The sequence below is a fragment of the Variovorax sp. PBL-E5 genome (genome assembly GCF_901827185.1).
Lineage (GTDB): Bacteria > Pseudomonadota > Gammaproteobacteria > Burkholderiales > Burkholderiaceae_C > Variovorax.
This window is the reverse complement of record NZ_LR594671.1, coordinates 4795800-4818709: the sequence shown is the minus strand read 5'-3', so window position 1 is coordinate 4818709 and position 22910 is coordinate 4795800. Positions and strand designations below refer to the sequence as shown.

At 67.8% G+C, this 22910-nt stretch carries 21 protein-coding genes; 14 read left to right on the top strand and 7 right to left on the bottom strand.

Annotated elements, in window-relative coordinates; genetic code table 11:
- Nucleotide 1: 1 nt before the first annotated feature.
- Complete coding sequence (gene hppD, locus WDLP6_RS23550) at nucleotides 2-1129, bottom strand: 4-hydroxyphenylpyruvate dioxygenase (protein WP_162569518.1); 1128 nt, start codon at nucleotides 1127-1129, stop codon at nucleotides 2-4.
- A gap of 152 nt (nucleotides 1130-1281) precedes the next feature.
- Between hppD and WDLP6_RS23545 the strand changes: the two genes are divergently transcribed.
- The 10 genes from WDLP6_RS23545 (at nucleotide 1282) to WDLP6_RS23500 (ending at nucleotide 11798) form a co-directional block, all read left to right on the top strand.
- Nucleotides 1282-1755 (top strand): Lrp/AsnC family transcriptional regulator, encoded by a 474-nt coding sequence (locus WDLP6_RS23545; protein WP_162569517.1) that lies wholly within the window; start codon nucleotides 1282-1284, stop codon nucleotides 1753-1755.
- A 75-nt stretch (nucleotides 1756-1830) separates the two neighbouring features.
- The gene (locus tag WDLP6_RS23540; RefSeq protein ID WP_162594298.1) at nucleotides 1831-2550 is read left to right on the top strand and encodes a GNAT family N-acetyltransferase; all 720 of its coding nucleotides are present in this window, start codon (nucleotides 1831-1833) and stop codon (nucleotides 2548-2550) included.
- Nucleotides 2551-2603: 53 nt separating this feature from the next.
- A complete protein-coding gene (locus tag WDLP6_RS23535) occupies nucleotides 2604-3482 on the top strand; it encodes an HlyC/CorC family transporter (RefSeq protein WP_162569515.1) in 879 nt (292 codons plus the stop codon).
- Nucleotides 3479-5035 carry an apolipoprotein N-acyltransferase gene (gene lnt / locus WDLP6_RS23530; protein WP_162594297.1) on the top strand — a complete coding sequence of 519 codons (1557 nt, stop codon included), beginning with the start codon at nucleotides 3479-3481 and terminating at the stop codon, nucleotides 5033-5035. Before WDLP6_RS23535 ends, lnt begins: the two co-directional genes overlap by 4 nt.
- 151 nt (nucleotides 5036-5186) lie before the next feature.
- A complete protein-coding gene (locus WDLP6_RS23525; RefSeq protein ID WP_162594296.1) occupies nucleotides 5187-6254 on the top strand; it encodes an asparaginase in 1068 nt (355 codons plus the stop codon).
- A gap of 197 nt (nucleotides 6255-6451) precedes the next feature.
- The gene (gene glyQ, locus WDLP6_RS23520; RefSeq protein ID WP_162594295.1) at nucleotides 6452-7360 is read left to right on the top strand and encodes a glycine--tRNA ligase subunit alpha; all 909 of its coding nucleotides are present in this window, start codon (nucleotides 6452-6454) and stop codon (nucleotides 7358-7360) included.
- 3 nt (nucleotides 7361-7363) lie between these two features.
- A complete protein-coding gene (gene glyS / locus WDLP6_RS23515; protein ID WP_162594294.1) occupies nucleotides 7364-9499 on the top strand; it encodes a glycine--tRNA ligase subunit beta in 2136 nt (711 codons plus the stop codon).
- Between the two features lie 41 nt (nucleotides 9500-9540).
- Nucleotides 9541-10119: a D-glycero-beta-D-manno-heptose 1,7-bisphosphate 7-phosphatase gene (gmhB, locus tag WDLP6_RS23510; protein ID WP_162569510.1), complete on the top strand. Its 579-nt coding sequence runs from the start codon at nucleotides 9541-9543 to the stop codon at nucleotides 10117-10119.
- Complete coding sequence (locus WDLP6_RS23505; protein ID WP_162594293.1) at nucleotides 10119-10883, top strand: lysophospholipid acyltransferase family protein; 765 nt, start codon at nucleotides 10119-10121, stop codon at nucleotides 10881-10883. Before gmhB ends, WDLP6_RS23505 begins: the two co-directional genes overlap by 1 nt.
- Nucleotides 10884-10892: 9 nt before the next feature.
- Nucleotides 10893-11798 carry a M48 family metallopeptidase gene (locus tag WDLP6_RS23500; protein WP_162594292.1) on the top strand — a complete coding sequence of 302 codons (906 nt, stop codon included), beginning with the start codon at nucleotides 10893-10895 and terminating at the stop codon, nucleotides 11796-11798.
- Nucleotides 11799-11802: 4 nt separating this feature from the next.
- Here WDLP6_RS23500 and WDLP6_RS23495 read toward each other — a convergent pair whose 3' ends face one another.
- The 6 genes from WDLP6_RS23495 to WDLP6_RS23470 form a co-directional block, all read right to left on the bottom strand.
- The gene (locus tag WDLP6_RS23495; RefSeq protein ID WP_162594291.1) at nucleotides 11803-12573 is read right to left on the bottom strand and encodes an SDR family oxidoreductase; all 771 of its coding nucleotides are present in this window, start codon (nucleotides 12571-12573) and stop codon (nucleotides 11803-11805) included.
- Nucleotides 12574-12669: 96 nt separating this feature from the next.
- Nucleotides 12670-14487 (bottom strand): ATP-binding response regulator, encoded by a 1818-nt coding sequence (locus tag WDLP6_RS23490; protein WP_162594290.1) that lies wholly within the window; start codon nucleotides 14485-14487, stop codon nucleotides 12670-12672.
- Nucleotides 14480-15127, bottom strand: coding sequence for a response regulator (locus WDLP6_RS23485; protein ID WP_162594289.1), 648 nt, complete (start codon nucleotides 15125-15127; stop codon nucleotides 14480-14482). The genes WDLP6_RS23490 and WDLP6_RS23485 overlap by 8 nt, the downstream gene beginning before the upstream one ends.
- Nucleotides 15128-15177: 50 nt before the next feature.
- The gene (locus WDLP6_RS23480) at nucleotides 15178-16098 is read right to left on the bottom strand and encodes a pseudouridine synthase (protein WP_162594288.1); all 921 of its coding nucleotides are present in this window, start codon (nucleotides 16096-16098) and stop codon (nucleotides 15178-15180) included.
- Nucleotides 16099-16109: 11 nt separating this feature from the next.
- Nucleotides 16110-17453 carry a leucine-rich repeat-containing protein kinase family protein gene (locus WDLP6_RS23475; protein ID WP_162594287.1) on the bottom strand — a complete coding sequence of 448 codons (1344 nt, stop codon included), beginning with the start codon at nucleotides 17451-17453 and terminating at the stop codon, nucleotides 16110-16112.
- Nucleotides 17450-18511 carry an MBL fold metallo-hydrolase gene (locus WDLP6_RS23470; RefSeq protein ID WP_162594286.1) on the bottom strand — a complete coding sequence of 354 codons (1062 nt, stop codon included), beginning with the start codon at nucleotides 18509-18511 and terminating at the stop codon, nucleotides 17450-17452. Before WDLP6_RS23470 ends, WDLP6_RS23475 begins: the two co-directional genes overlap by 4 nt.
- A gap of 99 nt (nucleotides 18512-18610) precedes the next feature.
- Here WDLP6_RS23470 and WDLP6_RS23465 point away from each other — a divergent pair, with 99 nt between their 5' ends.
- The 4 genes from WDLP6_RS23465 to WDLP6_RS23450 all read left to right on the top strand — a co-directional run bounded on the left by WDLP6_RS23465 (nucleotide 18611) and on the right by WDLP6_RS23450 (nucleotide 22902).
- On the top strand, nucleotides 18611-19006 hold the full coding sequence (locus WDLP6_RS23465) for a MerR family transcriptional regulator (protein ID WP_162594285.1): 396 nt from the start codon (nucleotides 18611-18613) through the stop codon (nucleotides 19004-19006).
- Between the two features lie 42 nt (nucleotides 19007-19048).
- Nucleotides 19049-19744 (top strand): carbonate dehydratase, encoded by a 696-nt coding sequence (can, locus tag WDLP6_RS23460; RefSeq protein ID WP_162569500.1) that lies wholly within the window; start codon nucleotides 19049-19051, stop codon nucleotides 19742-19744.
- A 21-nt stretch (nucleotides 19745-19765) separates the two neighbouring features.
- Nucleotides 19766-21577 carry a bifunctional isocitrate dehydrogenase kinase/phosphatase gene (gene aceK, locus WDLP6_RS23455; RefSeq protein WP_162594284.1) on the top strand — a complete coding sequence of 604 codons (1812 nt, stop codon included), beginning with the start codon at nucleotides 19766-19768 and terminating at the stop codon, nucleotides 21575-21577.
- Between the two features lie 140 nt (nucleotides 21578-21717).
- The gene (locus WDLP6_RS23450) at nucleotides 21718-22902 is read left to right on the top strand and encodes an acetyl-CoA C-acyltransferase (protein ID WP_162594283.1); all 1185 of its coding nucleotides are present in this window, start codon (nucleotides 21718-21720) and stop codon (nucleotides 22900-22902) included.
- The last annotated feature ends 8 nt before the right edge of the window (nucleotides 22903-22910 follow it).

Sequence of the window (22910 nt, the reverse complement as noted above, 5' to 3'; positions counted from 1 at the left end):
CCTATTGTGCGGCGGCAAGAACCCCACGGCGCATCTGGTCGAGCTCGATGCTTTCGAACAGGGCCTTGAAGTTGCCTTCGCCGAAGCCGTCGTCGCCCTTGCGCTGGATGAACTCGAAGAAGATCGGTCCCAGTTGGTTCTCGCTGAAGATCTGCAGCAGCAGTGCGCCTTTCTTGCCGTCGATCAGGATCTTGCGCTTCTTCAACTCCGCCACGTCTTCGCCATGGCCCGGAATGCGCTTGTCCACCAGTTCGTAGTAGGTGTCGATGGTGTCGAGCAGCTTCACGCCCGAGGCACGCAAGGCATCGACCGAGTGCGGCAGGTCGTGCGAACCCATGGCGATGTGCTGGATGCCTTCGCCGTGATAGGTGTCCAGGTATTCCTGGATCTGGCCGGCCTTCTCGTTGCCTTCCTCGTTGATCGGAATGCGGATCTTGCCGCAGGGGCTGGTCATCGCCTTGCTCTTCACGCCGGTGACCTGACCCTCGATGTCGAAGTAGCGGATCTCGCGGAAGTTGAAGAGGCGCTCGTAGAAATCGGCCCATTCCTTCAGACGGCCCCGATGCACGTTGTGCGTCAGATGGTCGATGTAGGTCAGGCCATGGCCCTCGGGTGCGAGCGCCTCTACCGCGCTCAGTCCCGGCAGCGCCTCGAAGTCGACATCGTAGAAGCCGATGTTGCCGATATCGCCAGGCTGCGCGCCGTTCTTGCCGCGCCAGCGGTCGACGAAATAGATCAGGCTGTCGCCGATCCCCTTGATGGCAGGAATGTTCAACTCCCCGGGGCCTGCGCCGGGTGCGAAGCCCCATGCGCCCAGCGAGGTCGCGCGCTCGTAGGCTGCCTTGGCGTCCTGCACGCGGAACGCGATCGCGCAAATGCTCGGCCCGTGCTGGCGCGCAAAACGCTGCGCAAAGGAGTCGGGCTCCGAGTTGATGATGAAGTTGATCGTGCCCTGCCGATACAGCAGCACCTTCTTGTGACGGTGCCTGGCAATGGCCTTGAAGCCCATTCGTTCGAACACCTGACCCATCGCGGCCGGGTCGGGCGCGGCGTACTCGATGAACTCGAATCCGTCGGTACCCATGGGGTTGTCCCAGGGCGTGAATGCGGGTGCGTCTGCAGTGCTCATTGAGGGTCTCCGAGTGGACGGGGGATGGGGCCAGTGTCGCGCCGCGTGCCGGCGGCGTCCATACGGAACTGTAAAAGCGCGGACGATCATGATTTCAGCGTAATCACGCCTGATTCCTCCCATTGACACATGAAAACTGCGAAAATCAAAAAATGAACGCACTTGACAAGCTCGATCGCCAGATCCTGCGCACCTTGCAAGCCGATGGCCGCGCCACTTACGACCAGCTTGCCGAACAAGTGAGCCTGTCGCCGAGCGCAGTTCTGCGCCGCGTCAAGCGCCTCGAGGAAAGCCGCGTGATCGACCGCTACGTCGCGCTCGTCAAGCCCGAAGCCATCGGCCTCGGCCTCACGGCGTACCTCAATGTCCGGCTCGAAAAGCTCACTGAAAGCCACAAGCGCAATCCCATGGACGTTTTCCGGGCCAGCGTGCAGACTTGGCCGGAGGTCGTGGAATGCGCCGCGCTGACCGGGGAGATGGACTATCTCCTGCGCGTGGTGGTCGCCGACATGGCGCACTACAGCCGCTTCATCATGGACACGCTGCTCAAGCACCCGAGCGTGCAGGACTGCAAGACCAGCTTCGTGCTTGACAGGGTGAAGGCCACGACGGCGGTGCCCGTTTGACGGTGATCTACCCAGGAAACATGCGAGGAGCCCTTGTGACCCCCTTGGTTAAGGGAAAACCCTTATATTAGAGGCATGTCAACTGCCAAGGCCCTTCTGAAAGCCTCCCTCGGCCTGGGCTCCTTCCTGAAGCCGCCCATGGTTGAGGCGCATCCGCGCGCTGTTGCGGCGCCGCACCCGGTGATGGTGCCGATCCGTTCGATCGGCCCGCGCGAGCGCAGCCGCATTGCGCAGCACCTGCTGGCGCTCGGCCCGAACGACCGCTACCTGCGCTTCGGTTACGCGGCCTCCGACGAGCAAATCCAGCGCTATGTCGACGGCCTCGACTTCGAGCGTGATGAACTCTTCGGCATCTACAACCGGCGCCTCGATCTGATCGCGATGGCCCATCTGGCCTTTGCGCCCCCCGATCAGCACACGGATTGCGCCGAGTTCGGCGTGTCGGTGGCAGAACATGCGCGCGGGCGCGGTTACGGCGCGCGCCTGTTCGAGCGCGCCGTGGTCGTCGCCCGCAACGAAGGCGTCGGCATGCTCTTCATTCACGCTCTGAGCGAAAACGCTGCCATGCTCAAGATCGCCCGCAACGCCGGCGCGACCGTGGTGCGCACCGGCTCGGAATCCGAAGCCCACCTGCAATTGCCCGCGGCCACCTTCGACAGCCGCATGAGCGAGATCGCGCTGGAGCACTACGCCGAGGTCGACTTCCAATTGAAGACCCGCGCCAAGCAATTCTGGGCATTCCTGGCCGGGTTGCAGGAAATCCGCAGCGGCGTGCGCGCGTCGCGGGGCAGGTAAACCCGGGGACGCTTTCCGGTATCCTTGCGTTCCCCCAACTCCGCCCTCCCGCAGTGGCCGAACCTCACCCTGAGCGCGCACCCGTCGAACGCGAAGACAAGCGCAGCTTTCTTCAGAAGCTCGCCGAATTCATCCATCCGGGGCCCGACTCGCGCGACGAGCTGATCGAGACGCTGGCGGACGCCGAAGACAACGACGTGATCGGTGCCGAGTCCCGTGTCATGCTCGAAGGCGTGCTTCGCATGGCCGACATGACCGCCGGCGACGTGATGGTGGCCGCGCCGCGGATGGACCTGGTCAACATCGACGCGCCCTACGATGCGCTGCTGCATCTCGTGATCGACACCGCGCACTCGCGCTTCCCGGTCTACGAGGGTGAAAAAGAGAACATCATCGGCATCCTGCTCGCGAAGGATCTGCTCAAGCTGCAGCGCGCGCCAGGCTTGAACATCCGCGCGCTGCTGCGTCCCGCCACCTTCGTGCCCGAGAGCAAGGGACTGAACGACCTCTTGCGCGAATTCCGCGGCAACCGCAACCACCTCGCGATCGTGATCGACGAATTCGGCCGCGTGGCCGGGCTCATCACCATCGAAGACGTCCTCGAACAGATCGTCGGCGAGATCGAGGACGAGTTCGACATCGCCGAGGACGAGGGCGACATCTTCGGCCTGGCCGATCGCACCTACCGCGTTTCGGGCGACACGCCGATCGAGCGCGTGGCGGAGGCCTTCGGCATCACCTTCGACGAAGAAGCGTTGAGCGAAGACTTCGACACCATCGGCGGCCTGATCGCGCACGAGATGGGCCATGTGCCCAAGCGCGGCGAGCACTACGCCCTGGGTGCCTTCGATTTCGTGGTGCTGCACACCAAGGGCGGCGCGGTGCGGTGGTTCAAGGTCTCGCCCGCGCGCGGCGACGACGCGGCCGATTGAAGACGCTCCTTCGCCTGTCGGGCGTCGGGCTCGCGGGCCTCGCGCAGGCCACGTCCGTCGCGGCACCGTGGAATGGTCAGCCGCTCTGGTGGCTGCAGTTGCTCTCGCTCGCCGCGCTGGTCTGGCAGCTCGATGCGCTGCCTGCTGGCGGCCGGCCCCGCCCGACGTGGCGCAGCGCGATGGGCTGCGGCTGGATCTTCGCCACGGCCTGGCTCTGCGGCACCTTCTGGTGGCTCTTCATTTCGATGCACACCTACGGCGGCCTCGCGGCGCCGCTCGCGGCATTGGCCGTGCTCGGGCTCGCTGCCGCGCTGGCGCTGTACTACGCATTGGCATGCGCCTGTTTCGTCGTGTTCGCACCGGCCGGCATCGTGCGAGCCGCAGTGTTCTTCAGCGCCTTGTGGACCCTGGCGGAACTGCTTCGCGGCAGCTGGTTCACCGGCTTTCCGTGGGGCGCCGGGGGTTACGCGCATGTCGACGGGCCACTGGCCGTCTATGCGCCCTGGCTGGGCGTCTACGGCATCGGTGCGGTGGCCGGCGGCATCGCCGCGCTCGCCGCGTTGGCGCTCCGCCGTGCGCGCGGCCGTGCGCTCGCGGCCGCGATCGGCCTGGCCGCTGTGTTGCTGTTCGTCCCGGGGCTCATCGGAATGGCCCGCGGAGAGCCTGACGAATCCGCACGGTCGCATGGCCGCCTCGGCGTCGCGCTGCTCCAGGGCAACATTCCGCAAGACGAGAAGTTCATTCCAGGCGGAGGCGTCGCGACCGCATTGAGCTGGTACGGCGAGCAACTGCAGCGCGCGACCGCACCGCTCGTGATCACGCCCGAGACGGCCTTGCCTCTGCTGCCCTCGCAGTTGCCGCCCGGCTACCTCGACGCGATCGCAGCACGCTATGCCACTGGCCAGCAGGCCGCCATCGTCGGGCTGCCGCTGGACGACGGCCGGTTCTACAGCAACGCCGTCCTGGGCTTCCGGCCAGGGCAGAGCGTGCCCTATCGCTACGACAAGCATCACCTGGTCCCCTTCGGCGAGTTCGTGCCGCGCATGTTTCGCTGGTTCACCGACCTGATGAACATTCCGCTCGGGGATTTCCAGAGCGGCGACCTCGCGCAGCCGCCCTTCGTCTGGCAGGGCCAGCGCATCGCGCCCAACATCTGCTACGAGGATCTGTTCGGCGACGAGATCGGCGCCAACTTCCGCAACGAGGCCGACGCGCCCACCGTGCTGCTCAACGTGAGCAACATCGCCTGGTTCGGCGACTCGATCGCGATCGACCAGCACCTGGCCATCTCGCGCATGCGCGCGCTCGAGTTCCAGCGTCCGATGGTGCGATCGACCAACACCGGCGCCACCGTGGTCATCGACCATCACGGGCGCGTCACCTACGCACTGCCGCGGCTCACGCGCGGCGTGCTGCTGGCCGAGGTGGAAGGCCGCAGCGGCATCACGCCCTATGCGTTCTGGGTGTCGCGCCTCGGGCTCTGGCCGCTCTGGGGCTGTGCGCTGATCGTCATCGCAGCGACGCTGATGCCGCGCGGTCGGCGCCGCCGCTAGACGCTCTTTCGCGACGCGACGAAGCCCTCGTCGAAGCGCGTGCATGACCGTATGCACGCTCGGCATTTCGGGCGCGATCCGGGCGCGCATGCGTCCGTTATCGTCTCGGCGCTCTGTGAAATCAGTCACACCAGCGTCACCAGGAGTTGCCATGTACTTCGCCCCACGATTCCGTTCCTTTGCGGCCGCGGCCGCTCTCGCTGCGGCCGGTGCCATCGTGCACGCGCAGGCCCTGCCCAACGTCGTCATCCTCGCCACCGGCGGCACCATCGCCGGCGCCGGCGCCTCGGCCGTCAATAGCGCCACGTACTCGGCCGCCAAGGTGCCGGTCGACAAGCTGATCGCCGGCCTGCCCGAGCTGTCCAAGGTGGCCAACGTTCGCGGCGAACAGGTGTTCCAGATCGCCTCGGAAAGCCTCACCAACGACAACCTGCTGACCCTGGCCAAGCGCGTCTCGGCCCTGTCGAAGCAGCCCGATGTCGACGGCATCGTGATCACCCACGGCACCGACACGCTCGAGGAAACGGCTTACTTTCTCACCCTCACCGTGCACACCGCCAAGCCGATCATCGTGGTCGGCTCGATGCGGCCCGGCACCGCGCTGTCGGCCGACGGCGCGCTGAACCTGTTCGACGCGGTGAACGTCGCTGCCAGCAAGGACGCCGGCGGCAAGGGCGTGCTCGTCACCATGAACGACGAGATCCAGAGCGGACGCGACGTCAGCAAAACCGTCAACATCAAGACCGAGGCCTTCAAGAGCCAGTGGGGCCCGCTGGGCATGATCGTCGAAGGCCGCAACTACTGGTTCCGCGCGCCGGCCAAGCGCCACACGATGCAGTCGGAATTCGACATCGACAGCATCGACGCGCTGCCCGCGGTCGAGATCGCCTACGGCTACGAAGGCGTGTCCTCGACGGCCATCGACGCGCTCGCCAAGAGCGGCATCAAGGCGCTGGTCCATGCCGGCACCGGCAACGGCTCGGTCGCAGACCGCATCGTGCCCAATCTGCAGAAGGTGCGTGCCGACGGCATCCCGGTCATCCGCAGCTCGCGCGTGCCGGACGGCTTCGTGCTGCGCAACGCCGAGCAGCCCGACGACAAGTACGACTGGGTGGTGGCGCACGACCTGCGCCCGCAGAAGGCGCGCATCCTCGCGATGGTGGCCCTGACGAAGACCAGCGACACGAAGGAACTTCAGCGGATTTTCTGGGAGTACTGAGCTCGCCCCCAGGCTTGCTCACTTCGTGTAGCCGCCTACCCCCTGCCGGGGGCGCGGCCTGCGGCCAGGCGGAGCCGGTTCCGCGGCCGCTCTTGAATGGGTGTTGGCCGAAGGCGCGAAGCCTTGGGCGAGCCACCTAAAATCCAGAGTTCGCTGTATCGGAGGCTGTTCGCCGCCGTCCGGCCACCGGGCTCACCATGCTGACTTTCCAACAAATCATTTTCAAGCTTCAGTCTTATTGGGCTGACCGGGGCTGCGCCCTGCTGCAGCCGTACGACATGGAGGTGGGCGCCGGCACCTCACACACCGCGACCTTCCTGCGCGCGCTCGGGCCGGAGCCCTGGAAGGCGGCCTACGTGCAGCCGAGCCGCCGCCCCAAGGACGGCCGCTATGGCGAGAACCCCAACCGCTACCAGCAGTACTACCAGTACCAGGTGGTGCTCAAGCCTGCGCCGGCCAACATCCTGGAGCTGTACCTCGGCTCGCTGGAAGCCCTCGGCTTCGACCTCAAGACCAACGACGTGCGCTTCGTCGAGGACGACTGGGAGAACCCGACGCTCGGCGCCTGGGGCCTGGGCTGGGAGGTCTGGCTCAACGGCATGGAGGTGACGCAGTTCACCTACTTCCAGCAGGTGGGCGGCATCGACTGCCGGCCGATCACCGGCGAGATCACCTACGGGCTGGAGCGCCTGGCGATGTATCTCCAGGGCGTCGAGAACATCAAGGACATCGTCTGGACCGAGGGACTCAGCTACGGCGACATCTACCTGCAGAACGAGGTCGAACAGTCGGCCTACAACTTCGAGCACAGCGATGCCGATTTCCTGTTCACCGCCTTCGCTGCGCACGAGAAGCAGGCCAAACACCTGATGGAAGCGAAGCTTGCGCTGCCGGCCTACGAGCAGGTGCTCAAGGCGGCGCACAGCTTCAACCTGCTGGACGCGCGCGGCGCGATCAGCGTGACGGAGCGCGCGGCCTACATCGGCCGCATACGCAATCTCGCGCGCAGCGTCGCGCAGAGCTATTACGAAAGCCGCGAACGGCTCGGATTCCCGATGGCGCCGCGCGAGTGGGTCGCACAGATCACCACGAAGAAGGCGGCTTGAGCGATGACCTCCCAGAACAACCTGCTCGTCGAACTGTTCGTCGAAGAGCTCCCGCCCAAGGCCCTGAAGAAACTCGGAGACGCCTTCGCCTCCGTGCTGCGCGATCAGCTGGTGGCGCAAGGTCTCGCCGAGGTAGGCGCGGTGCTGACCGCCTACGCCTCGCCGCGCCGCCTCGCCGCGCACCTGACCCACGTGCTGGCGCAGGCGGCTGACAAGGCGGTGTCGCAAAAACTCATGCCGGTGGCCGTGGGCCTCGACGCATCGGGCGCGGCGACGCCTGCGCTGCTCAAACGGCTGGGCGCGCTCGGCGCCGACGCATCGGCCGTGCCGAGGCTGCGCCGCGCGATGGACGGCAAGGCCGAAGCGCTGTTCTTCGACAGCACGGCCAAGGGCGCGACGCTGGCCGAAGGCCTGCAGAAGGCGCTGGCCGAAGCGATCGCGAAACTGCCGATTCCCAAGGTCATGAGCTACCAGCTCGAGACCGGTTGCGAGCTGCCGGGCTGGACCAGCGTGAGCTTCGTGCGTCCTGCACATGGTCTCGTGGCCCTGCATGGCGATGCCGTCGTTCCCGTCACGGCCCTGGGTCTGGCGGCCGGCCGCGCGACGCACGGCCATCGTTTCGAGGCGGCGGTCGATCCGATCGTCGTGCGCGACGCCAACAGCTATGTCGAGCAGCTTGCCGACGAGGGCGCGGTGATTGCCGGCTTCGAGGCGCGGCGCTTCGAGATCGCGCGCCAGCTCGCCGAGGCGGCGGTGAAGGTCGGTGGCGATGCGCAGCCGATCCATGACGATGCACTGCTCGACGAAGTCACCGCGCTGGTCGAGCGTCCCAACGTGCTGGTGTGCGCGTTCGAGCGCGAGTTCCTCGACGTGCCCCAGGAATGCCTCATCCTCACGATGAAGGCCAACCAGAAATACTTCCCGCTGCTCGATGCGGCCGGCCGGCTCACCCACCAGTTCCTGGTGGTCAGCAACATCCGCCCCGACGATGCCAGCGCGGTAATCGGCGGCAACGAGCGCGTGGTGCGTCCGCGGCTGGCCGACGCCAAGTTCTTCTTCGACCAGGACCGCAGGACGTCGCTCGCTTCGCGCGTCGAGGCGCTGGGCAAGGTGGTCTATCACAACAAGCTCGGCACGCAGGGCGAGCGCGTGGTCCGCGTGATGCACATCGCGCGCGAGATCGCGCTGAAGCTCGGCGACGCGGCGCTCGCCCGGCAGGCCACGCAGGCCGCGCAGCTGGCCAAGGCCGACCTGGTGACCGACATGGTCGGCGAGTTCCCCGAACTGCAGGGCATCATGGGCCGCTACTACGCGCTGCATGACGGCCTCGACGCCGCGGTCGCCGATGCGATCGAGGACCACTACAAGCCGCGCTTCGCCGGCGACGAGCTGCCGCGCAATCCTGTCGGCGTCGTCGTCGCGCTGGCCGACAAGCTCGAGACCCTGGTCGGCATGTTCGGCATCGGCAACCTGCCGACCGGCGACCGCGATCCGTTCGCACTGCGCCGCCACGCACTGGGCGTGGTGCGCATGCTGATCGAGAAGAATCTGCCGCTCGCGCTCGACACGCTCATCCAGGACGCCGCGGCGCAGTTCAAGGGCATCGAGGGCTTCGAGTCCGATCGCGCGATGAAGGCCTTGCAGGACTTCATCTACGACCGCCTGGCCGGCAGCCTGCGCGAGCAGGGCGCGAGCGCGCAGGAAGTCGACGCCGTCCTGGCGCCGAATCCGCAGCGCCTCGGCGATGTGCCGAAGCTGCTCGCCGCGGTGCGCGCCTTCGCGGCGCTGCCAGAAGCCCCGGCGCTGGCCGCTGCCAACAAGCGCATCGGCAACATCCTCAAGAAGTCGCCCGAAGCCGATGCGCACGTGAGCGAGCTGCTGCTGCACGAACCGGCCGAGAAGGCGCTCTACGCCGCGATGCAGCAGGTCGTGCCGGTGGCCAATGCCCAGTTCGATGCCGGCGACCACACCGCCTCGCTGCAGACCCTCGCCGCGCTGCGTGCCCCGGTCGATGCCTTCTTCGATGGCGTGATGGTCAATGCCGAGCAGTCCGATCTCCGGCTCAATCGCCTCGGCCTGCTGATGCTGTTGCATGCCGCGATGAACCGCGTGGCGCAGCTCGAGCGGCTGGCCGCCTGATTGCCGCGCCTCGCCCGCCAAGCCCGCAAGGACGAAAGACCATGAAACTCATCATCCTCGACCGCAACGGCACCCTCAACATCCATCGCGAGGACTTCGTGAAGAGCGAGGTCGAATGGACGCCGCTGCCGGGCGCGCTGGAGGCGGTCGCGCGGCTCAACCATGCGGGCTGGCACGTGGTCATCGCATCGAACCAGTCGGGGCTCGGCCGCGGCCTGTTCGATGTCGCGTCGCTCAATGCCATGCATGCCAAGATGCACAAGATGCTGGCCGCCGTGGGTGGCCGCGTCGATGCGGTGTTCTATTGCCCGCACAGCCCCGACGAAGGCTGCGATTGCCGCAAGCCCCGGTCCGGCCTGTTCCACCAGATCGGCGAGCGCTATGGCGTCGATCTGCGCAACGTGCCGACCGTGGGCGACAGCCTGCGCGACCTGCAGGCCGGCGCCGCCGTCGGCTGCGAACCGCATCTTCTGCTGACCGGAATGGGAAGCGCCTGCCGCGGCGTGACGCTTCCGCCCGAATACCCGCCGAACACCCGCGTCCACGAGGACCTGGCGGCCTTCGTCGAATTCCTGCTGACGCGCGAAGAGGCACAGGCTGCGCTGAAGGTGGCGGTCTGATGGCCTGGCTCCGTTCCGTCGTCCACGCGCTGTGGATGCTCGTCACCGTGATCCCGTGGGGCCTGATCATGGTGGTCAGCTCGCTCTGGAAGCGCGGCATCCCGCTCTACTGGATGGCGGTGCGCTGGCTGAGTTGGGCGATCGGCGGCGCACGGATGTTGCTCGGCATCCGCACCCGCGTCACCGGCATGGAGAACCTGCCGACCGATGCGCTCGCCGGCGCCGTGCTGCTGGTCAAACACCAGTCGACCTACGAGACGTTCTTGATGCCGACGCTGATGCCGCATCCGCTGGCCTTCGTCTTCAAGAAGGAATTGATCTACGTTCCGTTCTTCGGCTGGGCCATGGCGCGCCTCGACATGATCCACATCGACCGCAGCCAACGCACCAAGGCCTTCAACAAGGTCGTCGCGCAAGGCCGCGAGCTGCTGGCGCAGGGCATCTGGGTCATCATGTTCCCGGAAGGCACGCGCATCCCGCGCGGGCAGCAGGGCACCTACAAGACGGGCGGCACGCGGCTCGCCTGCGAGACCGGCGTGCCCGTGATTCCGATCGCCGTCACTTCGGCCCGGGTCTGGCCGCGCAAGGCCTTCATCAAGCATCCCGGCGTAGTCGACGTGTCGATCGGGCCCGCCATTCCGAGCGTGGGCCGGCGGCCCGACGAACTGATGCGCGAAGTCGAAGCCTGGATCGAAGGCGAGATGCGCCGGCTCGATCCCGAGGCCTATGCGACGGTCGCGTCGGCCGTCTCCACCACGGCCTGAGACGTGGCCATGCGCGGCCTGCTGCAGTTCACGCTGGACCTGTTCGGCGAGCCCGAGGCCGAGCCACCTGCGCCGCCGCGAGCGTCCGCGCCGCCGGTCGAAGAACGCACGGCCGTCGACCTGCGACCCCCGATCCCGCTCGCCGATGCGCTGGTGCCCGCGCACTTCGTGCATCCGCGGGCGACGCGCGAGCTGATGCTGGGCCATGCGCGCGTGGCCTACGAGTTCACGCGCGGCAAGCGCCGCACCATCGGCTTCATCGTCGGCGCCGAGGGCCTGTCGGTGCGCGCGCCGCGCTGGGTGGCGCTGCGCGATGTCGATGCCGCGGTGACCGAGAAGGCCGACTGGATCCTGCGCAAACTGGCCGAGACGCAGCAGCGCCACGCGCGGCTCGAAGCGGCGCGCATCGAGTGGAAGGACGGCGTGAGCTTTCCCTTCCTCGGCCAGCCGGTCCTGGTGCAGCTCGATCCGCACCATGCTTTCGAGGGTGTCGGGGCCGTGCTCGATGCGGGCGACGGCGAGGGGCCGCGCGTGCTGCGCCTCGCGCTCGCGAACAACGCCAGCGCGGCGCAGATCCGTGATGCCGCGCAAGCCTGGCTGATGCGCCAGGCACGGCGCATCTTCATCGAGCGGCTCGATCATTTCGCGCCGCGCCTGGGCGTCGCGTGGCACAAGCTGTCGCTGTCGAACGCCTCCACGCGCTGGGGCAGCGCCAGCGCCGACGGCGCGATCCGGCTGCACTGGCGGCTGGTGCATTTCCGCATGTCGGTGGTCGACTACGTGGTCGCGCACGAACTCAGCCATCTGCGCGTGATGGACCACAGCGCGCGCTTCTGGGAGACGGTCGAGAGCGTGGTGCCGGACTACGGCGCGCTGCGGCAGCAGCTCAAGGAGCAGCCGGTTCCCAAGTGGTGAAGGTTCAGCGGGCGTGCGTCACGCCGCCATCGACGACCAGCGTCGAACCCATCACATAGTCCCCGGCGCGCGATGCGAGGTAGATCGCGGCGCCCGCCATGTCCTCCGGCACGCCGATGCGGCCCGCCGGAATGCGCGCCTTCACCGCTTCGCCGTGGTCGCGCGCATCCTTGTTCATGTCGGACGCGAAGGCGCCCGGCGCGATCGCGCTCACCACGATGCGGTCCTGCGCAAGGCGCAGCGCCATGCGCCGCGTGAGCTGGATCAGCCCGGCCTTGCTCGCCGCGTACGAATAGGTCTCCTGCGGATTGACCGAGATGCCGTCGATCGAGGCGATATGGATCACCTTCGCGAGATGGTCGGTAGCAGCCTTGCGCAGCATCGGCGTCAGCGCCTGCGTCAGGAAGAAAGGCGCCTTGAGATTGAGATCGACCACCTTGTCCCAGCCGCTTTCGGGGAAGTCGTCGTAGGCTGCGCCCCAGGCCGCGCCGGCGTTGTTGACCAGGATGTCGAGCGCACTTTCGTGCTTCGCATAGGCCGCGACCAGCGCATGCGCGCCCTCGACCGTCGACACGTCCGCCGGCAGCGAGATGCAGGGACCGAAGGCCGACAGTTCCTTCGCGGTCTGATCGCAGGCCGCCGCCTTGCGTGCCGAGATGTAGACGCGGGCGCCCTGCGCCAGGAAGCCTTCGGCGATCATGCGGCCGATGCCGCGCGAGCCGCCGGTGATGAGCGCCGTGCGCCCCTTGAGCGAGAAGAGCTGGCTGGTGTCCATGCGATGTGTCTCCGGATGCGCGGCGCGGGGCCGACCTGAGGCTGCCCGACGGGCAGCGCGAGACGCGAGCTTAGTGCGTGCGGACGGCGCCCGGCGTCACCTTGGCGCCACTGCGGCCTCGGCTTCGTCGTCGAGCCCCAGCACCACCTCGTGCAGCGCGCGCGCGAGACGGTCGCCGTCGAGCGGCTTGTGCAGGATGCGCGCCGCCGCGCCCGACAGCGCGCGAAAGCGCGAGGGCGCGGTCTCGCCCGTGACGATCACCGCGGGCAGCCCGGGCTGTCGCGTGCGCAGTCTTTCGATCACGTCGAGGCCGGTCTCGTCGCGCAGCCGGAAGTCGACCACCATCACGTCGGGTGCGAAGCCGCCGTCGAGCGCCCGCTCGGCCTCGCGCGCGCTCGCGACGCCTTTCACGGACCAGCCGAGCTGGTGCAGGTAGGTGCACATCGCCGCCAGCACTTCGGGCTCGTCGTCCACCAGCAGCACGGCCAGGCGGGTGCCGTCGAAGGCGCGGTCGAGGGAACCGCTCGTCTCCGTCTCGTCGGCCGTCGGCTCGGCATGCACGATGTGCAGCTCGAAGGTGGTGCCGTGTCCCGGCGCGCCGTCCAGCTTCAGCGTGATGTTCAGCAGCGCCGCCGTGCGGCGCACGATCGCGAGGCCGAGGCCGAGACCCTGGGTGCGGTCTCTCGACGGATTGCCGATCTGGTAGAACTCCTCGAACACCCGCTCGCGCTCGTGCGCCGGAATGCCCGGGCCGGTGTCGCTCACCCGCACCACGACGTCGCCCGCCGTGCCGCGCTGCGCCGACAGGGTGACGCCGCCGATGCTCGTGAACTTGATCGCGTTGTTCACCAGGTTGCCGACGATGCGGATCAACTGGTCGCCGTCGGTCAGGCCCCACAGCGGCGCCTCGGGCACCGCGATCTTCAGGAAGAGGCCCTGCTGCGCCGCCAGCGCCGTGTACTCGTCGCGCGAAGCGCGCAGCACGGCGCCGATGTCGTGCGGCGCCAGCCGGGCCTCGATCGTGTGGGCATCGAGGCGCGAGATGTCCAGCAGCCCGTCGAGCAGACCGCTGCTCTGGCGCAGCGCGCTGCCGATCCCGCGGCTGACTTCCTTCAGCAGCGGATCGTGGGTGCGGTGGGCCAGGATGTCCAGCGTCGTCGCATTGATCGACAGCGCATGCAGGGGCTGCCGCAGGTCGTGGCTGGCGGCCGCGAAGAAGCGCGTCTTGGCTTCGCTGGCGGCTTCGGCGCGGTCGCGCTCCTGCCTGACGGTTTCGTGGAGTACCGCGTTGTCATCGACCACGCTCATCAGCGCGTACAGCATGCGGCCCTGGTCCTTGACCGTCGCCAGCAGCATGAAGTAGACGAGCCCGATGCCGGCTGCGAACAGATAGCCCATGGCGCCACCGCGCCAGGCCCAGCCGCCGGCCAGGCTGCAGAAGGTCAGCGTGCAGAAGCCGACGAAGGCGCGCCGCGAGCCCGCCACCGAGGCCGCACCGAGGGTGCAGCCGGCCATCAGCACGGCGGCCACGGCCAGCGGCGCGAAATTCCCCGGCCCCATGAACACGAAGGGGACGATGGCCGCGGTCGTGATGCCGTTGAGGTCGAAACCGCGCAGCAGCCGCGGCAGGAACCCGAGCTGATCTTCCGGCGCGGCGCGCTCGGCGGCGCGTCCGAGCCACCAGCGGTACGCCATCACCGCGCCGGTGGCCGCCAGCCAGAGCCAGTGCCAGCCTTGCAAGCCCTGCCGCGCAGCGATGAAGGCGACCAGGATGTAGCCGAGGTAGTTGAGCGGCAGGCGGCGCGAGTACTGCAGGATCAGCGACAGCCGGCGCTCGAGGATGCGCCGCTCGATGCGCGCCTCGCGCGAGCCGGCCGCCGGCGGCATCGGCGTGGAGCCCGTGGTCTCAGTCAATGCGCACGCCCTCGCGCGATGCCTGGTAGGCGGCCTCGGTGCGGTTGCGCACGCCGAGCGCCGCATAGACCGCGGTCAGGTGGGCCTTGACGGTGGACTCGGCGATGTCGAGCTGGCGCGCGATCAGCTTGTTGGGCAGGCCGCGCGCGGCCGCGCGGTAGACGTCCATCTGGCGCGCCGTCAGGCCCGACAGCCGAGGATCGGGACCGGCCGTGGCGGCCGAAGGGCCGGCCGTGTCCGCCGCGCCCGCGTGGAGCGTCTCCACCGGCAGGAAGATGCGGCCGGCCAGCACGTGCCGGAGGGCCGCGACCATCATTTCCGAGCTGTACTTCTTGGGGATGAAGCCGGCCGCGCCCAGGTCGACGGACCGGCGGATCAGGGTCGCGTTGGTCTCTCCCGACAGCACGACGATGCGCGCCATGCAGCCGGCATCGCGCAGGCGGCGGATCGACTGCTCGCCATTGCAGTCGCTCAGATGCCAGTCGAGCAGCACCAGATCGAACTCGGCCAGCTGCACCAGCTGCGCCGCATTCGTCATGTCCTTGGTGGTCTCCACCCGCAGTTCGGGGACCAGCACGTTCAGCAGGTTCTTCATGCCCTGCAGGAACATCACATGGTCGTCGATCATCAGTACCTTCATCGTCACCTCCCGGCGGAGTATTCATCAGATTGCGGCCGGGCCGGCGCCGACTAGGACTTTGGTCGAAGGCCGTCGTGCGGAAGCCGCAACGCTCGCGTGCTCGCGAAGCGGCGTTCGGCGCCGCTGACCGGATCGCGAAAGGCCAGCTCCCGCGCCAGCAGCTGCAGCGGCCGGCTGAAGTCCTCGCCGCCTTCGGCCCGCAGCGTCGGGTAGATCGCATCGTTCAGGATCGGCATGCCCAGCGCCGCGCAATGCACGCGCAGCTGGTGCCTGCGCCCGGTGACCGGCGAGAGCTGCAGGCGAGCCCAGGCGCCGCGCTGTTCGAGCAGCGCCAGGTGCGTTTCGGCATTGGGCTCGCCGGGCACTTCCCTCATGCGCATGAAGTGGTCGTCGGGCGCCATGCGGCTGCGGTGCACGGCGGGCAGTGCCTGGCCCTCGCGCCAAGGCACGATGGCCTCGTAGTGCTTGGTGATCGCGCGTTGCGCGAAGAGCGCGTGGTAGGCGCCGCGCGTGGCGGGCTGGACCGAGAACAGCACGATGCCGGCGGTCTCGCGGTCGATGCGGTGCAGCGGCGCGAGCTGGTCGAGGCCCAGCGTCCGCTTGAGCCGCACCAGCAGGCTTTCCTGCACGTACTTGCCGACCGGCGCGACCGGCAGGAAGTGCGGCTTGTCCACCACCAGCAGGTGCGCGTCCTGCGACAGGATGAGTTCGTCGAAAGGAATGCGCGCCTCGGCCTCGAGCGAGCGGTAGTAGTAGACGCGCAGCCGCGGCTCGTAGGGCCGCTCGGCGCTGACCGGCACGCCATGCTCGTCGACCACTTCGCCCGCGTCCATGCGGGCTTCCCATGTCGCGCGCGGGATGGCCGCGAAGCGCTCGATCAGGAATTCCGCGATGGTGGGCCAGGGGCCGACCGGCAGCGCGGTGCAGCTTGGGCCGACGCCGTCGCGGGTGGGCAGCGGCAGCGCGCGCATGGGCTGCGTGCTCAGCGGCCCGCGTCGGCGTTCAGGGCCGACACGATCTCGGCGAAAGCCGGACGCGCCGCAGGCTCGGCCTGCAGGCAGCGCGCCTGGAGGTCCGCCAGCAGCGCGCGCGTTGCGTCGTCTTCGTCGCCGTCGCCCGGCCGGCAGCGCGCCGCCAGCTCCTCGACGAGGCAGCCGAACGCGCGCACCTCGATGCGCTGCAGCGCCCGCGCCTGCGCGTCGTCGCCGCGCGGCAGGAAGGAGGCCGCGCCGAAGTCGCCCAGCAGGCAATGGCCTGCGCCGTCCCACAGGATGTTGTGGGCATAGAGATCGCCATGCAGGATGCCGCGCGCATGCAGCTGGGCCGTGGCCGAGGCAATGCCGCAGGCCATGCGCAGCGCGGCCTTGGCGGACCAGGCCGCGTTGCCGTCATAGACATCGCGCGTGCAGGATTGCAGGCTGGGCGGGCCGGCGAGGTTGGAAAAGTGCGGATCGACCAGCGCGAGCGCCAGTCCCGGTGTGCCCTCCGGGTGATTCGCCACGCGGGCCTCGACGGCGATCAGGTTCGGATGCGCGCCGGCGGCAATGCAGGCGGCCATCTCGCTGTGCGGCCAGCCGTCGCTGGTCACGGTGCCCTTGAAGAGCTTCACTGCCACCGGCTGCGCCTCGCCTTGCAGGGGTTGCCACTCGGCGCGGTAGATCACGCCCGAAGCGCCTTCACCCAGCCGATGCTGCAACGACAGGCTTTGCCAGTCGATGGTCGGCATCGCCGGGGCGGCCATGGCGGTCGCCTCGGGCGTCTCGTCGAAAGGGTTGCCCGCGAAGGCCAGCCACGACAGCCGCGGCAGCGAGAGCAGCCAGGCGGGCAGGGCATCGAAGCGGTTGGCCGAGATGCGCAGCAGCTCGAGCCGATGGCACGCGGCCAACGCCTCGGGCAAGGCCTGCAGCAGGTTGCCTGCGAGCATGAGCTTTTGCAGCCGCGTGCAGCGGCCGAGCGCGGGCGGCAGTGTCTCGATGCGGTTGTCGGTCAGGATCAGCCAGCGCAGCAACGGCGGCAGCGCGGCGGCCGGCACGCTGCGGATGCGGTTGGCCTTGAAGGCGACCATGTCGAGCTGCGCGCAGCGTCCGATGGCTTCGGGCAATTCGCTGAACTGGTTGTCGGAGCAGAACAGCACGCGCAGGCGGTGCAGCCGGTGCAGGTCATCGGGCAGGCTGCTGAGGGCATTGCCCGACAGGTTGAGCACCTCCAGCGTGTCGGCCAGATCAAAGACCTCGCGCGGGAACTCGGTCAGGCCGCACGAGAGATCGAGCCGCTGGATGCCGGCCAGCTCGCCCGCGCGCAGCCGAGCCAGCGTCTCGAGGCTCATGCCGCTGCGCCGAAGCGATAGATGCCGTCCTCGCCCAGGCGGCGCTGCAACTGGCCCGAGAACCACAGCAGGTGCAGGTGCGCCACCGTCTCGCCCATGGCGAAGGTGATCTGGTGCAGGTCGAGCTCGCGCTTGAACAGGATCGGCAGGCCCTCGGCGGCGCTGTGCGGCCTTTGCAGACAGGCCTCCAGCAGCTCGGCCAGCCGGTCGCGGTGGTGTTCCTGCAACTGCTCGACGCGCCGGTGGATGCCGGTGAAGGGCTTGCCGTGCGAGGGCAGGCCCAGCGTGTCGGCGGGCAGCGACTTGAAGCGCTCGATGCTGTCGAGGAAAAGCCGCAGCGAATTCGCCTCGGGCTCGCCCGCGTGCACGCTCACGTTGGTCGAGATGCGCGGCAGCATCATGTCGCCGCCGAGCAGCGCGTGCAGCTCGTCGCTGTAGAGCGAGATGTGCTCCGGCGCATGGCCGTAGCCGCTGATGCAGCGCCAACTGCGCCCGCCGATCGGGATGAGGTCGCCATCGAGCATGCGCACGAAGCGCGCGGGCACGGCGGGCACCATGTTGGCGTAGTAGCTGGTGCGGGCGCGGATCTTGGCGATCGATTCAGGATCGGTGAGGCCGTGCAGGGCGAAGAAATCCGCTGCCGCGTCGCCGCCTGCCAGCGTGTCGCCGGTGCTGGTGAGCACGCACGCCACGTGGTAGTCGGTCGCGCTGATCCACAGCGGCGCGTTCCAGCGCCGGCACAGCCAATCGGCCAGGCCGATGTGGTCGGGATGCATGTGGGTGACGATCACGCGCAGGATCGGCAGGCCCTCGAGCTGCGTGGCGAAGATCTGCTCCCATTGCGCGCGCGCCTCGTCGCGGGAAATGCAGCAGTCGACCACCGTCCAGCCCTCGACGCCATCGATCGTGTCGCGCAGCAGCCAGAGGTTGATGTGGTCGAGCGCGAAGGGCAGCGCCATGCGGATCCAGCGTACGCCCGGCGCGACCTCGATCGTTTCGCCGGGGGCCGGCATCGTGTCGCCGAGGGGGTAGTGGAGTTCGCGTTCGAGCAGGTTCATGTAAGATTGACGTTAACGTAAACGTCATAGAGCTGAGCCCCCATTGTAGGCAGTGCCGTCCCACTGCGCTGTCGCCTCCGCAAACCCCGCTCCATTCGCATGCCTTCGCAGACCTTCGCCATCGGTGAGCTCGCCCGGGAATTCGATCTCACCACGCGGGCCATCCGCTTCTACGAGGACATGGGTCTGCTGGCGCCGCAGCGCGCGGGCCAGCAACGCATCTACAGCGCGCGCGACCGCACCCGCCTGATGCTCACGCTGCGCGCCAAGCGGCTGGGCCTGAAGCTCACCGAGGTCAAGGAGATCCTCGACATGTACGACAGCCCGCGTGACACTGCCGTGCAGCTGCAGCGCTTCCTGGGCGTGCTCGGCGAGCACCGTGCGCAGCTCGAGGCGCGCCTGGCCGAGCTGCAGGCCAACATCGCGGAAGTGCGGGCCCAGGAAAAGCAGGCGCGCGCCGCCCTCACGCGCGCCACCCGGCCGAGGGTGCGCTGACGGCGGCGCCCATTTCGAACAACTTCCATCGAGGATCACACCATGTCCGAAACGCTCGACGATCTCTTCTCCCACAACCGCAGCTGGGCCGCCCGGATGGAGCGCGATCGTCCCGGCTTCTTCACCAGCCTGGTCAAGCAGCAGAAGCCGCGCTACATGTGGATCGGCTGCTCCGACAGCCGTGTGCCGGCCAACCAGATCACCGGGCTCGAGCCGGGCGAGGTGTTCGTGCACCGCAACGTGGCCAACATCGTGGTGCACTCCGACCTCAACGCGCTGTCGGCGATCCAGTTCGCGGTCGAGCGCCTGAAGGTCGAGCACATCATGGTGGTCGGGCACTATGGCTGCGGCGGCGTGCAGGCCGCGCTCGAGGGCGCGCGCATTGGCCTCGCCGACAACTGGATCCGCCACATCCAGGACGTGCGCGACCGTCACCACGCCATGCTCGACAGTCTGCCGCCGGAGCTTCGCGCCGACGCGCTGTGCGAACTCAACGTGGCCGAGCAGGTGGTCAACGTGGCGGTCAGCACCGTGATGGTCGACGCCTGGAGCCGCGGCCAGGAGGTGACCATCCATGGCTGGGCGTTCGGTGTGCACGACGGATTGCTGCAGGATCTGGGCGTGTCCGTCGACGGTTCCAAGCCGCTGGAGACCACCTACCGCGCCGCCGTACAGCGCATCCGCTACAAGTGGAGCAAGCCGGCCGAAGCGCCGCAGCCCGGCACCGGCGCCGCCTGAGGAGCAGGCAGGGATCGGACCATGTTTCCGCAGCGTCTCGACTCGCCGCTCGCCTATGACATCGCCCGTGCGATGCGCGACGGCTTCGACCGCCACTACCGGCTCTTTCGCGCCGAGTCCGCGCGTGCCAAGCATCGCTTCGAGACCGCCGACTGGCACGGCCAGCAGCGCGCGCAGCGCGAGCGCATCGAGTTCTACGACCTGCGGGTGAGCGAGGCGGTCGCGCGCCTCGAGAAGGAATTCAAGGCCGGCGAGCAGCCGATGGATGTGTGGCACCAGGTCAAGCTGCATTTCATCGGCCTCCTGGTCGACCATCACCAGCCCGAGCTGGCCGAGACCTTCTTCAACTCGGTGACCACCAAGATCCTGCACCGCGCCTACTTCCTGAACGACTTCATCTTCGTGCGGCCGGCCATCAGCACCGAGTACATCGAGCCGCGCGGCGCGCCGACTTACCGCGCCTACTATCCGGACCCCGACACGCTGGCCGACACGATCGCGGTCGTGCTGGACGACTATGCGCTGCTGGGCGGCTTCGCCAACCGGCGGCGCGATGCCGAGCGCGTCGCGGCCGCGATCCTCGGGCGCTTCCACCAGATCAAGCTGCGCGCCAACTTCCAGCTGCAGGTGCTGTCCAGCCTGTTCTACCGCAACAAGGGCGCCTACCTGGTCGGCAAGATCATCAACGGCTTCATCGAGCTGCCCTTCGCGCTGCCGATCCTGCACGACAGCCGGGGCAGGTTCCATGTCGATGCGGCGCTCTTCGGCGAAGACGACCTGCAGATGCTGTTCAGCTTCGCGCGTGCCTACTTCATGGTCGACATGGAAGTGCCCTCGGCCTATGTGCAGTTCCTGCGCTCGCTGATGCCGCGCAAGCCGCGCGCCGAGATCTACAACGCGCTCGGCCTCGCGAAGCAGGGCAAGACCTTGTTCTATCGCGACTTCCTCTCGCACCTCAACTACTCGACCGACAGGTTCCGCATCGCGCCCGGTATCAAGGGCATGGTGATGCTGGTGTTCGACCTGCCGTCCTTTCCCTATGTGTTCAAGGTCATCAAGGACTTCTTTCCGCCGCAGAAGGAGACCACGCGCGAGCAGGTCAAGGGCAAGTACCTGCTCGTCAAGCAGCACGACCGGGTCGGCCGCATGGCCGACACGCTCGAATACAGCCTGGTCGGCTTCCCGCTCGACCGCTTCGAGCCCGAGCTGGTCGAGGAGATCCGCAAGTTCGCGCCCAGCCAGCTCGAGATCGGCGACCGCGACGGCAACGGGGAGATGGAGCTCGTGCTCAAGCACGTCTACATCGAGCGCCGCATGATCCCTCTCAACATCTACCTGCAGGAAGCCTTCGACCAGCTCGCGCAGCCGGAACATGCCCAGCGCGCGGGCAAGCAGCTGGAGCACGCGGTGATCGAGTACGGCAATGCGATCAAGGACATGGTCTCGGCCAACATCTTCCCGGGCGATATGCTGTGGAAGAACTTCGGCGTGACGCGCGGCGGCAAGGTGGTGTTCTACGACTATGACGAGATCGAATACCTCACCGACTGCAACTTCCGCAAGGTGCCCACGCCGCGCAACGAGGAAGAAGAGATGAGCGGCGAGGTCTGGTATTCGGTCGGGCCGAAGGACGTGTTTCCCGAGACCTTCGGCCCCTTCCTGCTCGGCAATGCGGCGGTGCGCGAGGCTTTCATGGCGCACCATGCCGACCTGCTCGATGCCGCGTTCTGGCAGAGCCACAAGCAGCGGATTCAGGCCGGCCAGATGCTGGATGTTTTTCCTTACGACGAAGCCCACCGCTTCAAACACGACGGCCATGCGCCGTATTTTTAGCTCGCCCCCAGGCTGCGCGCACTTCGTGCCGCTCCGCCTACCCCCTGCCGGGGGCAACACCGGCGGACCGGCAAAGCCGGATCCGCGGTCTTTGGGGTATTGGATTGTGTGTAAGTGATATTGAATGAAGGAGTGAACTCATGAATGAATCCATCGTCATCGTCGGCGCCGCCCGCACCCCCATGGGCGGTTTCCAGGGCGACTTTTCTTCTCTGGCCGCGCACGATCTCGGCGGCGTCGCCATCAAGGCGGCGGTCGAGCGCGCCGGCATCACGGCCGACGCGGTCGGCGAGGTGCTGTTCGGCAACTGCCTGATGGCCGGCCAGGGTCAGGCGCCGGCGCGCCAGGCGGCGTACAAGGGCGGCCTGCCCGACAGCGCCGGGGCCGTCACGCTCAGCAAGATGTGCGGCTCGGCCATGAAGGCCGCGATGCTCGCGCACGACATGCTGCTCGCGGGCACGCACGAAGTGATGGTGGCCGGCGGCATGGAAAGCATGACCAACGCGCCCTACCTGATGCTCAAGGGCCGCGGCGGCTACCGCATGGGCCACGACCGCATCTTCGATCACATGATGCTCGACGGCCTCGAGGACGCGTACCAGCCGGGCCGCTCGATGGGCACCTTCGGCGAGGACTGCGCCGCCAAGTACAAGTTCACGCGCGAACAGCAGGACGCTTTCGCGATTGCCAGCGTGGAGCGCGCCAAGGCCGCCACCGCGTCGGGTGCCTTCAAGGCCGAGATCGCGCCGGTCACGGTCAAGGGCCGCAGCGGCGAGACCGTGATCGCCATCGACGAAGGCCCGGGCAAGGTCAAGCTCGACAAGATCCCGACGCTCAAGCCCGCCTTCAAGAAGGACGGCGGCACCATCACCGCCGCATCGAGCTCGTCGATCAACGACGGCGCCGCGGCGCTGGTGATGATGACCGAGAGCAGCGCCAGGCGCCTGGGCGTGAAGCCGATCGCGCGCCTGGTCGGGCACGCCACGCACGCGCAGCAACCCGAGTGGTTCTCGACCGCGCCGGTCGGTGCCGTCGCCAAGCTGTTCAAGAAGACCGGCTGGGGGGTGAAGGACGTCGACCTGTGGGAAGTCAACGAGGCCTTTGCCGTGGTGCCGATGGCGCTGATGCACGAGCTTTCGGTGGCGCACGACATCGTCAACGTGCACGGCGGCGCCTGCGCACTGGGCCATCCGATCGGCGCCAGCGGCGCGCGCATCATGGTCACGCTGATCCATGCGCTGCAGCAACGCGGCAAGAAGCGCGGCGTCGCGACGCTGTGCATCGGCGGCGGCGAAGGCACCGCGGTGGCGATCGAACTGCTCTGACGAACCGA